Origin of the sequence: Psychrobacillus psychrotolerans, assembly GCF_900115805.1 — a bacterium.
GTDB classification, from domain to species: Bacteria; Bacillota; Bacilli; order Bacillales_A; family Planococcaceae; genus Psychrobacillus; species Psychrobacillus psychrotolerans.
In genome coordinates, this window is record NZ_FOXU01000001.1 from 833,078 (window position 1) to 846,934 (window position 13,857).

The 13,857-nt window shown below is 34.3% G+C and carries 16 protein-coding genes; 7 read left to right on the forward strand and 9 right to left on the reverse strand.

Features of this window, described 5'->3' with window-relative positions; all coding sequences use genetic code 11:
- Nucleotide 1: 1 nt before the first annotated feature.
- Nucleotides 2-1,048 carry a SepM family pheromone-processing serine protease gene (locus BM260_RS04385; RefSeq protein WP_093535350.1) on the reverse strand — a complete coding sequence of 349 codons (1,047 nt, stop codon included), beginning with the start codon at nt 1,046-1,048 and terminating at the stop codon, nt 2-4.
- A 96-nt stretch (nt 1,049-1,144) separates the two neighbouring features.
- On the opposite strand from BM260_RS04385, the gene BM260_RS04390 reads away from it, so the two are divergent.
- A complete protein-coding gene (locus BM260_RS04390; protein ID WP_093535352.1) occupies nt 1,145-2,023 on the forward strand; it encodes a hypothetical protein in 879 nt (292 codons plus the stop codon).
- Between the two features lie 295 nt (nt 2,024-2,318).
- Here BM260_RS04390 and coaD read toward each other — a convergent pair whose 3' ends face one another.
- The 3 genes from coaD to BM260_RS04405 are packed head-to-tail and all read right to left on the reverse strand — an operon-like array spanning nt 2,319 to nt 4,809.
- The gene (gene coaD / locus BM260_RS04395; protein ID WP_093535354.1) at nt 2,319-2,804 is read right to left on the reverse strand and encodes a pantetheine-phosphate adenylyltransferase; all 486 of its coding nucleotides are present in this window, start codon (nt 2,802-2,804) and stop codon (nt 2,319-2,321) included.
- A 1-nt stretch (nt 2,805) separates the two neighbouring features.
- Nucleotides 2,806-3,372: a 16S rRNA (guanine(966)-N(2))-methyltransferase RsmD gene (gene rsmD / locus BM260_RS04400; protein WP_093535356.1), complete on the reverse strand. Its 567-nt coding sequence runs from the start codon at nt 3,370-3,372 to the stop codon at nt 2,806-2,808.
- Between the two features lie 15 nt (nt 3,373-3,387).
- Nucleotides 3,388-4,809 carry a hypothetical protein gene (locus tag BM260_RS04405; protein ID WP_093535358.1) on the reverse strand — a complete coding sequence of 474 codons (1,422 nt, stop codon included), beginning with the start codon at nt 4,807-4,809 and terminating at the stop codon, nt 3,388-3,390.
- Nucleotides 4,810-4,862: 53 nt separating this feature from the next.
- Between BM260_RS04405 and BM260_RS04410 the strand changes: the two genes are divergently transcribed.
- Nucleotides 4,863-5,249, forward strand: a complete 387-nt coding sequence (locus BM260_RS04410) for a DUF7147 family protein (protein ID WP_093535360.1) — start codon at nt 4,863-4,865, stop codon at nt 5,247-5,249.
- Nucleotides 5,250-5,254: 5 nt separating this feature from the next.
- Here BM260_RS04410 and BM260_RS04415 read toward each other — a convergent pair whose 3' ends face one another.
- The gene (locus BM260_RS04415; protein ID WP_090562904.1) at nt 5,255-5,527 is read right to left on the reverse strand and encodes a YlbG family protein; all 273 of its coding nucleotides are present in this window, start codon (nt 5,525-5,527) and stop codon (nt 5,255-5,257) included.
- Nucleotides 5,528-5,682: 155 nt separating this feature from the next.
- Here BM260_RS04415 and BM260_RS04420 point away from each other — a divergent pair, with 155 nt between their 5' ends.
- Nucleotides 5,683-6,585: a glycerophosphodiester phosphodiesterase gene (locus BM260_RS04420; protein WP_093535362.1), complete on the forward strand. Its 903-nt coding sequence runs from the start codon at nt 5,683-5,685 to the stop codon at nt 6,583-6,585.
- Between the two features lie 628 nt (nt 6,586-7,213).
- Here the strand turns inward: BM260_RS04420 and BM260_RS04425 are convergent.
- Nucleotides 7,214-7,663 (reverse strand): YlbF family regulator, encoded by a 450-nt coding sequence (locus tag BM260_RS04425; RefSeq protein WP_093535364.1) that lies wholly within the window; start codon nt 7,661-7,663, stop codon nt 7,214-7,216.
- Between the two features lie 83 nt (nt 7,664-7,746).
- Here BM260_RS04425 and BM260_RS04430 point away from each other — a divergent pair, with 83 nt between their 5' ends.
- Complete coding sequence (locus BM260_RS04430) at nt 7,747-8,244, forward strand: PaaI family thioesterase (protein WP_093535366.1); 498 nt, start codon at nt 7,747-7,749, stop codon at nt 8,242-8,244.
- On the opposite strand, the gene BM260_RS04435 is transcribed toward BM260_RS04430, so the two are convergent.
- Nucleotides 8,193-9,773: a UDP-N-acetylmuramoyl-L-alanyl-D-glutamate--2,6-diaminopimelate ligase gene (locus BM260_RS04435; RefSeq protein WP_175496185.1), complete on the reverse strand. Its 1,581-nt coding sequence runs from the start codon at nt 9,771-9,773 to the stop codon at nt 8,193-8,195. The two genes, BM260_RS04430 and BM260_RS04435, sit on opposite strands and share 52 nt — an antisense overlap.
- Here BM260_RS04435 and BM260_RS04440 point away from each other — a divergent pair.
- Entirely contained in the window at nt 9,762-10,493 is a 732-nt protein-coding gene (locus BM260_RS04440; RefSeq protein ID WP_093535370.1) for an amino acid kinase family protein, read from the forward strand. The two genes, BM260_RS04435 and BM260_RS04440, sit on opposite strands and share 12 nt — an antisense overlap.
- Here the strand turns inward: BM260_RS04440 and BM260_RS04445 are convergent, their stop codons facing one another.
- Nucleotides 10,494-11,582 (reverse strand): CAP domain-containing protein, encoded by a 1,089-nt coding sequence (locus BM260_RS04445; RefSeq protein ID WP_093535372.1) that lies wholly within the window; start codon nt 11,580-11,582, stop codon nt 10,494-10,496.
- Nucleotides 11,583-11,733: 151 nt separating this feature from the next.
- Between BM260_RS04445 and BM260_RS04450 the strand changes: the two genes are divergently transcribed.
- Nucleotides 11,734-12,099: a YugN family protein gene (locus tag BM260_RS04450; protein WP_093535374.1), complete on the forward strand. Its 366-nt coding sequence runs from the start codon at nt 11,734-11,736 to the stop codon at nt 12,097-12,099.
- Between the two features lie 104 nt (nt 12,100-12,203).
- On the forward strand, nt 12,204-13,268 hold the full coding sequence (ytvI, locus tag BM260_RS04455; RefSeq protein WP_093535376.1) for a sporulation integral membrane protein YtvI: 1,065 nt from the start codon (nt 12,204-12,206) through the stop codon (nt 13,266-13,268).
- A gap of 110 nt (nt 13,269-13,378) precedes the next feature.
- Here ytvI and BM260_RS04460 read toward each other — a convergent pair whose 3' ends face one another.
- Nucleotides 13,379-13,840, reverse strand: a complete 462-nt coding sequence (locus BM260_RS04460; protein WP_093535378.1) for a DUF420 domain-containing protein — start codon at nt 13,838-13,840, stop codon at nt 13,379-13,381.
- Nucleotides 13,841-13,857 lie beyond the last annotated feature (17 nt).

The window sequence follows — 13,857 nt, forward strand, 5'->3', positions numbered from 1 at the left end:
CTTATTTGGGCTTTAACTGATCTAAATACGCAAGAGCATCATCAATCGTTTTCACAGGTACGATTTTCATTTTCGTACCTATTTTTCTTGCAGATTTTAGAGCCTCTTCATAATTAGATGTCAAATCAGGATTATTTGCTAAAATAGTTGGATCAATATCATCATCAGGAGCGAACATTATTTCCATGTCTTTATTGTCCGCAGCTATAACTTTTAAATCTATCCCACCAATTCTTCCTACTGTCCCATCAGGACCCATTTCACCAGTGCCTGCTATTTTATAGCCCTTCGTAATATCTTCAGGTAATAATTGATTTAAGATTTCCAAGGTGAACATTAGTCCAGCAGATGGTCCTCCAATATCTTCGGAATTAATATGTACGACAGGAGTTGTTTCCACTTTTTTGTCTGCCGTATAACTAATACCGATACTTGGCGTTTCAAGCACTCCAGGTATTGTTTTAAGGGATACTTCTTTATCCAACTGTTTTCCATCACGCTCAACCTTTAGACGAATGACATCGCCTTCTCCTTTGCCAGTTAAGTATGTTCTAATAGACTCTTCGGTTAATTCTCCGATATCATCCATTTGTAAAATTTTATCGCCAGCTTCTAATATTCCATCAGCTGCACTATCATCCACCACGTTAAAAATAAATATCCCATTATTTGATATAGTGTAGGGCTTATTTGCTCGGTTAAATGCAACTGAAATAGCATTAAATTGAGAATTAGACATAAGCTTTAATTGACGAACATTATATTCTGTTTCATCTTCGTCTTCTTGGCGAATTTCATTTGCTTTGTATATTTTTTGGTTGTCCGTTATTTTGGCAAAAGCATAAGTAAGCGGGGTAGCTTTTGCTAGTGCGATTGTTAGGAGACTCAATGTACCCTCGTCATCCTGATCCCCACCATCTACTTCTACAAATGGTTCAAGTTCGTATGCACCACCTGGTTTGGAAATATAAGAGTCCATCGGATAAAAACCTAACGCTAACACTATTACTACTATGAAAAGAAGGATTATCGGATTTCTCTTCTTCATTTAATTATCCCTCTCTTTCTACAACACATTTGAATATTAGTTTATCACTTCCATTTTTTTCTGACAAAATTTATGTGAACAAAGGATGAATTTTACATGCATAGACTAATAACAATCGGTAGTTGGGCACTTATTATACTTTTATTTTTACAGCCTGGCGTTGCCCACAAAGGTGCACTAGAAGGAATGAGGATTTTCACTACCGCTTTACTACCCTATTTACTCCCCTACTTAGTAATAACACAGCTATTTATTCGTTCTAAAAACTCGTTTTTAAATACTACGAACAAATATAAAATGTATTTTAATATTTATTTACTAAGTGCAATAGGTGGATTTCCTAGTGGAGCTGCAGTTATAACATCGTTAAAAGATATAGGTACTCTAAATAAAAACAATGCAAGTTGGTTGCTTGCGATATGCCATGCACCTAGTCCAATGTTCGTTATAGGCTTTGTAGGAATTGAAATTTTCCATGCAGAAATTGCTGGCATTAAACTTTTAATCATTATACATGCTGTGAATTTAGTTTTTTTGCTAGTATTTATTGTGTTATCTCCACCCATTCATCAAAGTACACATATTCAAAAGCCTTCTGAATCTCCATTTCAGGAAAGTATTAAAGAGACGTATCAAATACTATTGCTAATCGGTACTACGGTTATATTTTTTACTACAGTGAGTTTTATCGTATTTGAATCCGTCAAAGAAATTTTACCGAATATCTCCCCTACCTTACTTGTTTTCGTCGCATCTCTCTTTGAAATGACTGGTGGGATTAGCTTAGCTGGTGAAATGTTGTCAGGCTCCGCACTATTACCTTTAGTAGTTGCTTTTATTATTGCTTTTAGTGGTATAAGTATTCATATGCAAATAATCGTTCTTGCTCAAAAAGCAAATATCAGTATTCGTAAATACATTCTTTTCCGCTTTCTTCATATGCTAATAATTCCAGTACTGTTTTTCTTTTTATAACACTTTGAGATAGTAAAAATAATAAAAGATACATAATCTGATATAATGTCTCTTTTAAGACAACAAAATCATATCTCTGTTTAGGCAGACGGTAATATCCATACATTCAATTTGACTTCCCTTATCCTCTATTATCTTAACTTTTAGAGAGTTTAATAGGATAGCTTGAACTGCATTTGCCTGAAAACAGTACAACAGTATTATTCATCCTTTAAAGCGTCATGAATATTGTGCATAAGGCATTTTTATCTATATTTAAAAAAGAACCCTGCATAATCGCAAGGTTCTCTATTCATTAATATGTATTATATTTTTCTATTAATGCTTTCTCTACATGAGATGGCACAAGTTCATCTATTTTGCCCCCATACCTAGCTACTTCTTTTACGATACTTGAGCTTAGGAAGGAATATTGATTTTTGGTCATGATAAAGAATGTTTCTATTTTATTATTTAGTACTCGATTCATAGAAGTGATTTGCATTTCATACTCAAAATCAGAAACAGCCCGTAAACCACGAATAATAACACTTGCATTTACACTTTCAGCATAATCTATCAATAACCCTGAAAATGTTTGAACCTTGACGTTTGGCAAATGAGAAGTAGCATCTATGATCAATTGCATTCTTTCCTCCACAGAGAAAAGTGGGTTTTTGGATGAGTTATTCAAAACAACGATAAAAACTTCTCCAAAAATAGATGCTCCTCGATTTATAATATCTAAATGACCATTCGTAATTGGATCAAAAGTTCCTGGCACTACTGCTATTTTTCCCAATTTAATTCTCCTCTTCTTTAAGGCAACGATAAATAGAGATGACCGTACCTCCATATATCTCTTTTTTCACTAGCTCAAAGTCACCATATGATTTTTCAAGTGTGACATTTTTCTCATGTTCACAAACAATAATAGCAGATTTACTCATACATCCTTTATCTACTAATGATTGAACTAAGTCATAATACACTAACTTGTCATATGGAGGATCCACAAATAATAAGTCAATTTTGAGTTCTCTTTTCTCAATAGCCTTTACCGCTCTCGTGGCATCAGCTTTGAATATTTCACCAGAATCCTCCAAACGACACTTCGTCAAATTATCTTTTATAGTTTGGATAGCTTTTGGATCTTTTTCGATAAAAATACATGTATCAATACCTCTACTTAAAGATTCGATACCCAAGTTACCACTGCCTGCAAACAGGTCAACGGCAATACCGCCATCAAAATATGGACCAATCATATTAAAAATAGACTCTTTTACCTTATCGGTGGTAGGTCTTGTATTCATTCCAGGGACTGCTTTTAATGGCAGTCCTTTCCTCGAACCTGATATTACTCTCATAACTACACTCCAATGCTAAAATAGTGCGGATTGTGTAATATTTATACGTTTTTCTTGTTTTTCGATATTCACTAAAAACAAACGCATCATCCACGCTTCTTCAATATACAACTGTGAACCTATATCTTCAAATGGTTCTGATAAAGCATCATATCTTTTTTCATTTAATACATAGAAAGGTTCTTGAATCGGAAAACGAAATGCTCTTGTTGCATTTTGCACATATAAACCCTTGTCTGTGTGGTTAAGTGTATATCCCAAATTAGAAAGCAGCGGTTCTGCTTCATAAAGAATTTTGCCATCCTTAAAAAGAACTTTCATCTTTTCCTGTTGTAACTCATTGATATATAAGGGTCTATAATCTTCAAATAATAATGGAAAATTTTCAGCACCTGCCTGCTCATTCAAAACAAAGAAGGAAGTTTTTAGATTGATAATATCTGTCAAAATCTCATCAAACTTCGCTGCAGTAAGTTGTTGTTTGTTGTTAAGTAAAGCAGTTTGAAACTTCTTTCGTTGTTCGGAAGTTAAATAATTTGTTATCGTTTCGTACATCCAACTGGATTTTGGAGAGCCAACAGGCAAGTCTAACAAAAAGCTACTTAGGACTTCAGCTATCAATTGATCCTCTCGAGGTAATTCAAATTGTGCTTGTATATTCTTAACGATAAGTTCATTTTGAATAGAAGCAATATCCTCCTGTTGAACAAACGCAATTCGAGAAGCATCAATATTACTTTTGTTTTTCTCAAAAATTACAGCTAAATGTTCGCTATTCGTATAATCTAACTCCCCCAGTAAGTTAGTGATTTCATCCGGCAAAGTAGTCGAAGCGTATACTGTAAAATAATCATCTTCATATTGGATAGGCAAGACATTCTGCTGCCAATATAATTCTTCTACATCCCCAGCGCCAATAGAAAGTGAATAATCGATTAGCTCAAGGGAAGTTTTACCGATTAAAGGCAATCCCGATACCCACATACCGCCTCTTTTTAGTTCATCTGTAATTTGAAGTGAAGTTAGCGAAACAGCCCCAGTTTCTATTTTAACTAGGAAGTCTTGGATTAATTGGCCATCCTTTAAACCGTCTACTAAAGGAATTTCATAGGAAATGCTCTGTTTAGAGTTTTCTTCTGCTTTAAACGTAGTCATGTCTTCAGTTAAACGGTTGCAACTATCACTCGTATCTAAATCACAGCTTCTATTTTCGCTAATAATCGGCCATGTTACAATAACTTCTTCCTCAGGAAGATTGATAAAATGTTGTTTAATAACAATCTTATCCTTTTTTACTTTCATCTCTACATCCTGTTCATAGAAGAATACTTGTCCATTTTCTTCTAATCCTGAAGAGTACGCATCATATTGAAATAAGAGCAAAACACTATTAGTTACAATTAGGAATAGGCATAAAAAACTTAAAACAAATTTCATAGAATTGTCCTCCAACAAAGTGGTAAGATATATGAGAAAGGAAGTGTTTTCAATTGATCCAACGTTTTATAGAACTAGGCGAAGGTTATGGCGATATTTACGAGCTATGTGAACTCGCAAAAGTAAACAAAGAGCGTATACACCAAGCATTTATATTTTCTTCAACTAAAGACGATATAAAATATTTTTCCATAGCAATTGCTCTAAAACCAGTAAATACTGCAAATTTCTTTCCCATATATATATGTCGAGAGGGTATTGTTGAAACCCAAAAAGAATCTAAACGACTCAGTATTTTTAAGGAAGCTTTAAACGAAATAGCTATCCAACCTGTAACAGTCGATATAAAACATTCTTCCATCTATGTGGATGTTAATTTATATTATCAGTATATAATCGGTATCTTACGTTTAAACAATTTAATACCACCGCTTCAATAGGCTAGTTACAGTCCGATTTTGTAATCGTATTCTTTTGCTTTATCTGGTTTACTATTTTCAAATTCAGTTTTTAAAAACGGTCTATATGACTCTAAAATTTCCTTGACATAAGGCAGTTTGTTCATCTTTTGCTTAGCAGCGTCAATTTGATCTTGATCGCAATATAATACGACATATTTTTGTCTTTTAGAAATATAATGAACGTGACCAAACTTTCGCAAGGATTTAGCTTGTTTTAAATGATGTACATAGACAATTAGTCCTTGTCTTTCTGTCATACTTTTCCCCTCATTTCTTCCTCTCAAGAATAACATAGGGAGGAATTTGATAGCAACAACAACTAACTGACAGTTTTGTGTTCTTTAGATATAATAGGAAAATGCCTATATATTTTTTAAAAAACATTTTACTCTTTTAAGGAGGAATTGAAACTATGGGTAAAAAATCAAATGTAGCTTTCGCACTTGCTGCTGCTGCAGGTGCAGCATGGGCTAGTACTAAAGTACTTTCTAAACCCGAAAGTCGTACCACCAAAAAAGCATTGGAATATGAACAACCTATTATATTGGCTCATCGTGGGGGCTCCGCTCTTGCACCCGAATGCTCTCCTTCTGCATTTGAACAAGCCGCCAAACTTGGAGTCCATGGTTTTGAAATTGATATAAGACTGACAAAAGATGAAGAGATAGTTGTATTTCATGATGAAGAATTAAACAGAGTTACTAACTTTACTGGTAGAATATCTGATTATACGTTAGCCCAATTGAAAGAAGCAGATCTTGGGCATCATTTTTTAGATATTGAAGGAGTTCCTTCTTACAAAAATTGTGGAGAACAGATTATCACTTTAGGGGAATTATTAAATTCATATCCACAGATGCTTATCAATATGGATATGAAAGATGCACCCAATACCTATGAAGGTAGTTTAATGCCTTCAAAACTTTGGAGACTTTTAGAGGAACATCAAGCATTCGATCGAGTTGTGGTTGCGAGTTTTTATGATGATCAACTAGATAGATTTAACCTATATGCACAAAACTCGGTTGCAATTGCTGCCAGTGAAAAAGAAGTAAGAAAAGCCTATACGGCATACTCAAGCAAACTAAAACATCTATATCATCCAAAGGCAGATGTTTTTCAGATTCCAGTCAAATCAAATGTATTTCCACTTGATAATCCTGGATTTATAAAGTTTTTGAATTCATTAAATATCCCTGTTCACTATTGGACAATTAATGATCCAGAAGTGATGAAAAAACTTATCAGCAATGGCGCAAAAGGAATAATTACCGACAGACCCGACTTAGCGATGGAAGTTTTGAAATTAGATTAGTGTCTAGATAAGAAGAAGTATGATTCAACTATAATATATATCACCTCTATTGATTTCCGTTTCAGGTGGACGCTTTCCGCGGGGTGAGCGATGAGCAATCACCGTCGCTTCGCGTCGTTGTGATATCTCATCTGTCTCACTCATCCCGCTGGAGTCGCCACCTTACACTGCAATCAATTGAGATAGTAGTGCCCAACTAAGGCTAGGACCAAAAAGCGTCCAGTGCAGAAGAAATACAGTGTTTATAAGGTTACACTTCTTAATCAATCCGTTTCTTCAAATACTTAGATTTATATAACGAAAAATTTTATATTTGATTCAATTTTATAATTATTTATTTCCATTTAAAACACGAATATTTAGATGATATTTTCCGTTTATTAAAAGTGGATTTTGTTGATTGGAACGCAAGGTGGCGACTCCAGCGGGAACAGCGCGAGCTGAAAGCCCCGCAGGAACGCAGTGACGAGGAGATTGAAGCCGTGCCCGCGGAAAGCGTCCGCCTGGAGTAGAAATCAACTTTATTCGAATTATACTACTAATTACATAATTATAAAATTGACTCTTTATTTCTTTGTAAAAAAAAGATGTGTGCATTTTATGCACACATCTCATAGCTTTTGAAACTTTAGGCTGAACAAGAACAAGACCCACCTGTACCGCAGCCACTTCCACAACTAGAGCCCGAAGAAGCAAAAAATGGGTTACTAACAGGAACTTTAACACCTTCTGAAACAGATTTACCAATTAATAAACTCACTTCGTCCAGTAAGTCCTGCAATTCGTTCTCAGCGACTTTCAAGTTCGCCACTGCATCTACCATATCTAATTTTCGTTTAGTTACTCGGATGTCTTTCATAACTTTCGAATAATCAGGATGGTATTTCCCGAAACGTTGAACCTCTTCGTATTGCTCTTTTAGCCTAGTGAAGCTATTAACCTCACCTACTAAAGATGTATCTGTATATACAGCACGATGTGCATCTAAGTATTGATAAAATTGTTCAGAGGAAAGAATCATAGTACATAATATATCCGATTGATCCATTATCTCGACCCATTCGTTTGTCATAATCATTTTGATTAACCTCCAATCTTGTTAATCATACCAGAAAAGTAAAAATAAATGCCAAACTATTAACTTATTGTTAGGAGAAAATAATGAACAAACTACAAAATTTATTTGAAACAGTGACAGAAAACGCATCAGAACAAGAAATTAGCCTAGTAAATGATTTTCTAAATGCGATTCAACAAAAACAACAAAATGAGGCGCCTACATACTTAAATGCTGTATTTCAAATGGACACCAAATATGACGAAGGTCAATGTACTGTCACGATGCCAATAACTCCAATCTCGCATAATAGTTTCAATATGCCGCATGGCGGTATTATTGCTACACTTTCCGATAATGCGATGGGTTTTTTAATCAACAAGGATCTACACCCTGAGGGCAAAGGTGCAGTTACAACGAATATGACAATTCATTATGTTAAAGCATCAACAGAAAAAACCTTAATCGCAACTGCTAAATACCTACATAAGGGTCGTCAAACGATAGTTATGGAATGTACGGTAACACAACCGGATGGAAGAAAAATAGCTTATGCTACTGGATCATTTTTTGTGATTAACCCGCCCTCTTCTTCAAAATAGGTATTGACTACATCACGATCAGAAAAAGGGACTACAAGGTCATGTAAAATTTGCTCTTGTTCATGTCCCTTTCCTGCTATTAACACGGTATCCCCTGCTTGCGCCATTTGTAAAGCATATATAATAGCTTTTTTGCGATCTGGTTCTATTTGAAACTTCTGTACATCTAATCCTCTTACAATATCTTTAATAATATCTGCTGGACTTTCACTACGCGGATTATCCGAGGTGATTATAGCCTTTGTTGCAAAAGTTGTCGCAACTTTCCCCATTTCGTTTCTTTTTTTCTTATCTCTATCTCCTCCACATCCAAAAACAACGTAAATATTATTTTTAGCGAAGGATTTAATAGTTGTAAGACATACTTCCAGAGCATCAGGAGTATGCGCATAGTCGATAAATACTTTTATGCCCTCAAGGTTATCTATTTGTTGAAACCTACCAGTTGGAAGTGTTACTGGTTTTATGTTTTGTAGCGGTATATTCAAAGTCCATAACGACGCAAGTGCTGCAGCGAGATTCATCCCGTTATAAAATCCACTATTTCTCATTCGCACGTCAATCTCTTCGTTCTTTACTTTAAATTTATATATTATCTCGTCTTCTTCTTCATTTTCCTGTTTAAAAGCAACCGCATTACGGGTATCTACACCGAAACTAGTAATAGGTAAAAAAGAATTTTCTGCTACTGATCTACACCATTCGTCTTCTGCGTTAACTACTAGTTTTTTACATAACGGGACGAGTAATTCTTTTGATTTCTTATAGGGAACCATTCCCCCGTGAAATTCAAGATGATCTTTTCCAATATTTAAAAATACACCGATATCGATTGGATAGCTTCCCAATCGATTGTCCAATAATCCTTGAGAAGATGCTTCTAATATAATGAACTCAACAGAATGCTTGGAACAATGCTGAACAATTTGGATAAAATCATAGAATGGCAACGTAGTATTATTTCGGAAATTTCGCTTCAACTGCCTACCGTTTATAAACACACCTAGTGTTCCGATTACACAAACCGATTTCCTTTGTTGCATGAGTAATTGAGCAATGAAAGATGCAACTGTTGTTTTACCATTAGTACCTGTTATTGCTACAGTTTTCATTTTTGTTCCAAATAGTTCATACGTTTTCTCACTAATTTTCTGCTTTAAACGGTCCAAATCCGAAGGAATAATAATCTGAGGAACATTGCAGTCAGCTATAAAAACTTCTGAAATTATTGCAATTGCCCCTAGTTGAATTGCTTCATCAATAATACGAAGATTATTTCTTTCGGAAACAAAAATATCCCCTTCTTTAATTTGCTTTGAATAATTGATAATTTTGCTCGTTCGGCATATTGAAAAATCACCGATAATCCTATATGTTAATCCTTCTAAAAGTTCGTTTAACGGATAAATAGTACCACACTCCCTACACCATTCTTGTAAAATCGCATACAGTAAAATGAATTCCCTGTATCGTATGAACGGAGTGTTTGAAATGTCACGAATAGAGTGGTTGAGATTATGATTGTTCAAAAATTTGGCGGTATTGCCATGCAAAATCATCAGAACAGACAATTAGTAATACAACGAATCCAGCAAGCAATTAATAACCATCAACAGGTTCTTGTCGTTGTTTCAGCAATGGGACGTAGAGGAAAGCCTTATGCAACTGATACTCTTTTAGATTTGCTTCCTTTAAACGACAGTAGTATTGAAACTGATTTACTCTCCGCATGTGGAGAACTAATCTCGAGTGCCGTATTAACAACAGAACTTAAAGCGCAAGGAATATCTTCTACTCTTCTTTATGGGAAAAGTGCTGGCATTATTACGAACGATACGTATGGAAATGCTCTTATAAAGAAAGTAGATCTTAGTTCTGTAAACCAAGCATTTAAAAATTTCCATTGTGTTATCGTTCCTGGTTTTCAAGGTTTTTCAGAAAGCACCCATAATTTCACTACATTAGGAAGAGGAGGTAGTGATTTAACAGCAGTAGTCTATGGCTATCATTTGAATGCAGATGTAGTTGAATTTTATAAAGATGTACCTGGTATAATGACGTCAGATCCGTTTACTAGTGACAATGTGGAGCTTATTCCTTTTATGACTTATAAAGAGCTTGAAGAAAAGATTGATGAGCCAATTGAAGTCATACAAAAAAGAGCAGCTACATTCGCTGCTCTTCATCAAGTGCCTTTGCATATTCGGTCTTTGTATTTGGATAGTGAAGGTACCTTTGTCTCTAACTAATTATTGAGGTATATTTTTGGGTGTATTTACTACTTTTCGTTCGATAAAGTTTTGAGTATAATAGCTACCGTATACCCCAATACCAGTATGTGTATAGTCTTTACCTAATAAGATTTCTCGATGGTCTTTAGAGTTCAACCAACCATTTACAGCTTCCCCAGCATCAAAGTAAAAAGCAGCTGTATTACCGGCAGCACTAGAAAATTCAATGGATGATTCTTTCAATTGATCACTAAACTTAGATACTTCAAATTTTTCATTGGCCACAATATTGTTTCTAGCCATTTCTTCACTATTAGCCATCGCTATATTTTGCAATTCATTATCAGATACTAAAAGTTGAAGACCATTCCGATAACGATATACGTTTGTCAGTTCATAAATTTGACGCTCATTGGCACGATCTATTGCTACTTGTGAAAGAGAGTCGGGAGTTTTTGCTTCTACCATGATTCCGTTATATAAAATATCATATGGCTTATGTAACAAAATAGTCTTTGGATCTGTAAATCTCACTGCTTCTAATTGTTGGCTTTCTGTATCAATGTATAACATAGCAAATAAATTATCAAACTGAACTAGTATTCTATTGTTTATGTCCTCTTCCGAAAGTGTGAAAGTATACGTATTTGAATCTATGGAAAATGTAATTTCCGATTGTACTAGTGTAAATCGATATATATCAGCTAGTTGTTGCCCAATTTCATATGGAGCCACTTCTACATTTTTTCCAGCTGCAAAGGCTTGAGTTACTTTGTCTCCTTCTATACCTATTAATAAATATGTTGTAAGAGATTGATTGTACACCCACCATTCATAACCAAATGCTGATGGCTCGGTTCTAGTTGGTTTTCCTAACATCTCCACAACCGATTGGGCCGATTCTCCTACTAATGTTGAAATGCCATCTTTAGGACGTGTAAATACCGTCTCCACCTCCACAACTTCTGGAGTAGTATCAGGAATTACTTGACCTGAATTATTGGAACCAGTTATTAGTTTATTTTCATGTACAGGATTATCAAAATATATAAATATCACTAGTACTATAGCTATAGCGATAACAATTCTAATTAGATTATTCATCATATCTTTTCCACCTTTTTATTCCCCCATTTCTCCTAGTATACCAAGCTTAACTAGAAAGACACAATGTTACCATTGCAACATTATGAAATTTGCATTAATATTAGTAGGAACAGATTCTATTTGGAATATGAACGTGAGGGAGGACAATTTAATGTATTTCGAAAACACTGGTATAGAAAACACTGTCATTGATCTAAATATATTAGACGATCTTATGAAAAAGCATGGTTTAGTTCGTGCAGGTCAATGGGATTATGAACGCGTAACATATGATAAAAAATATGTGATAAAAGAAGGTACATTTTATCTTCGAGTATTTGGTTTTACAAAAAATGGCGATGTAGGTGCTCATGATGCGGACATTACTCTTTTAAAACCTGTAATAGGAAAACACTATTATCCTCATGGTGTTGAATATGGTGAAAATGAAGTTTTCCCAAAACATTTACTAAAATCAAGTGAACAAACATTAGCTGCAGTAAAAACAGAGTTAGCTGCTTTTGAAATTCACGCATAATAGGAATATCCTAAAACGCAAGAGTTTCATTCTCTTGCGTTTTTTCTGTTCAAAATTTACTAATTTGTCTATACTGTTAATAAACGATAGAAAAGGAGTGTATGATGGTCTTAAATCTTTTTAAAAAGGAATATATAAAATATCTTTTTGTAAGCATTTTTCTTTTGTTGTTAATAATATTTATCCTTCCAGTTTCCATACCTATTATACTCGCATTACTGACTGCTATTATTATCGAGCCAATTGTTAAGTTCACTCAAAAAACATTTAAATGGAAGCGGAAACCTGCAGTCATAACAAATTTTGCTCTTTTTATCAGTGTCATTTCCGGACTTTTATATTTAATAATAACAAAACTCTTTAGCCAGCTTATTTATACCTCTCAGACTATTCCTACATATATTAATAACTGGACTGGATTATGGATTGATATGCAAAACAGTTTATTTCGATATACAGAAGGACTCCCTAAAGAAGTAGTAGAATCCATTCAAAATAAATTTGACGCTACACTAGAAAGTATGAGAGATGCCCTGCTAGATATACTTAGCTATAGCAATATTACTGCATTGCTAACGAATATTCCAAACTTCTTAGTTAGTTTTATAGTTTTTATTATTGCTCTTTTTTTATTTATGTTAGATTTGCATAATTTACAAGTAAAGTTTTTTTATTATTTAACTGATAATACTGCAAGTAAAGTACGATTTATGTTTGCTAGTATAAAAAAAGTGGCTATTGGATTTATGAAAGCCCAAATTATAGCAAGCTTCATCATCTTAGGTGCAGCATTCCTTGGGCTCCTGCTTATTATTACACCAAAATATGCTTTAATAATGGCTGTTGTCATTTGGATAATCGATATCATCCCTATATTAGGTTCAATAGCTATTTTAGCACCTTGGGCTATTTATCATTATTTAACTGGAGACATGGTAATGGGAACCAAATTGGCTATTTTAGCTGTCGTTTTACTAATAATACGTAGAGCAGTGGAACCAAAGTTGATGGGTTCCCAAATGGGTATATCTCCATTAGCAATCCTTATAGCTATGTTTATCGGAGCAAAGCTTTTCGGTTTTATTGGATTTTTAATAGGTCCACTCGTTGTTATCATATTTATCACTGCAAAAGAGTCCGGCATGCTAAAACTAAATTTTAAGGTTTAAATAATTAAGTAAAAGTGCAAAATATACTGCAGCTACTTTAATGATCTTTAAAAGGCAACGTTCTTATGGATTAAATCCATAAGAACGTTGCCTTTTGTTTTGTTCTTTATCTATCCACCTATTATTGCTTTAATAACTGAGGTAGTTTCTCCGCCATGATAGAATACGTATAGCAATAAATACACAGCAACCCCTGTTATTGCAACAAAGAACCAAATAACACTGGTGATTGGCCCAATCTTACGATGCTTTTTAATATTATTTTTATAACCTAAGTATAAAGTAACTAGGCCAAAAACTGCACCAGTCGTTGCTAATGTAATATGGAATATCAAAAAGATAGTGTAGTAAATTTTAATGTCATCAGGACCACCAAAAGCTGTATTTCCGATGAAAATAGTTCGCGATGCATAGATGATGAAGAAAAGTAAAGCCGAAATTGCAGCAGCAGTCATCGTTTTTTTGTGGGCATCAATTTTTCTTTGTTTAATAAGTGCCCAACCTATTGCAACTAACACCGCACTTAACACGATAAAAAATGTACTTATAGTTGGTAGAACCGGTAAATTCATTAATCATTCTCCTCGAA

Excerpts from the sequence above, each read along its gene's own strand:
- BM260_RS04385 (WP_093535350.1), bottom strand. The coding sequence starts at position 1,048 with ATGAAGAAGAGAAATCCGATAATCCTTCTTTTCATAGTAGTAATAGTG.
- BM260_RS04390 (WP_093535352.1), top strand. The coding sequence starts at position 1,145 with ATGCATAGACTAATAACAATCGGTAGTTGGGCACTTATTATACTTTTA.
- rsmD (WP_093535356.1), bottom strand. The coding sequence starts at position 3,372 with ATGAGAGTAATATCAGGTTCGAGGAAAGGACTGCCATTAAAAGCAGTC.
- BM260_RS04405 (WP_093535358.1), bottom strand. The coding sequence starts at position 4,809 with ATGAAATTTGTTTTAAGTTTTTTATGCCTATTCCTAATTGTAACTAAT.
- BM260_RS04415 (WP_090562904.1), bottom strand. The coding sequence starts at position 5,527 with ATGACAGAAAGACAAGGACTAATTGTCTATGTACATCATTTAAAACAA.
- BM260_RS04420 (WP_093535362.1), top strand. The coding sequence starts at position 5,683 with ATGGGTAAAAAATCAAATGTAGCTTTCGCACTTGCTGCTGCTGCAGGT.
- BM260_RS04425 (WP_093535364.1), bottom strand. The coding sequence starts at position 7,663 with ATGATTATGACAAACGAATGGGTCGAGATAATGGATCAATCGGATATA.
- BM260_RS04430 (WP_093535366.1), top strand. The coding sequence starts at position 7,747 with ATGAACAAACTACAAAATTTATTTGAAACAGTGACAGAAAACGCATCA.
- BM260_RS04440 (WP_093535370.1), top strand. The coding sequence starts at position 9,762 with ATGATTGTTCAAAAATTTGGCGGTATTGCCATGCAAAATCATCAGAAC.
- BM260_RS04445 (WP_093535372.1), bottom strand. The coding sequence starts at position 11,582 with ATGATGAATAATCTAATTAGAATTGTTATCGCTATAGCTATAGTACTA.
- BM260_RS04450 (WP_093535374.1), top strand. The coding sequence starts at position 11,734 with ATGTATTTCGAAAACACTGGTATAGAAAACACTGTCATTGATCTAAAT.
- ytvI (WP_093535376.1), top strand. The coding sequence starts at position 12,204 with ATGGTCTTAAATCTTTTTAAAAAGGAATATATAAAATATCTTTTTGTA.
- BM260_RS04460 (WP_093535378.1), bottom strand. The coding sequence starts at position 13,840 with ATGAATTTACCGGTTCTACCAACTATAAGTACATTTTTTATCGTGTTA.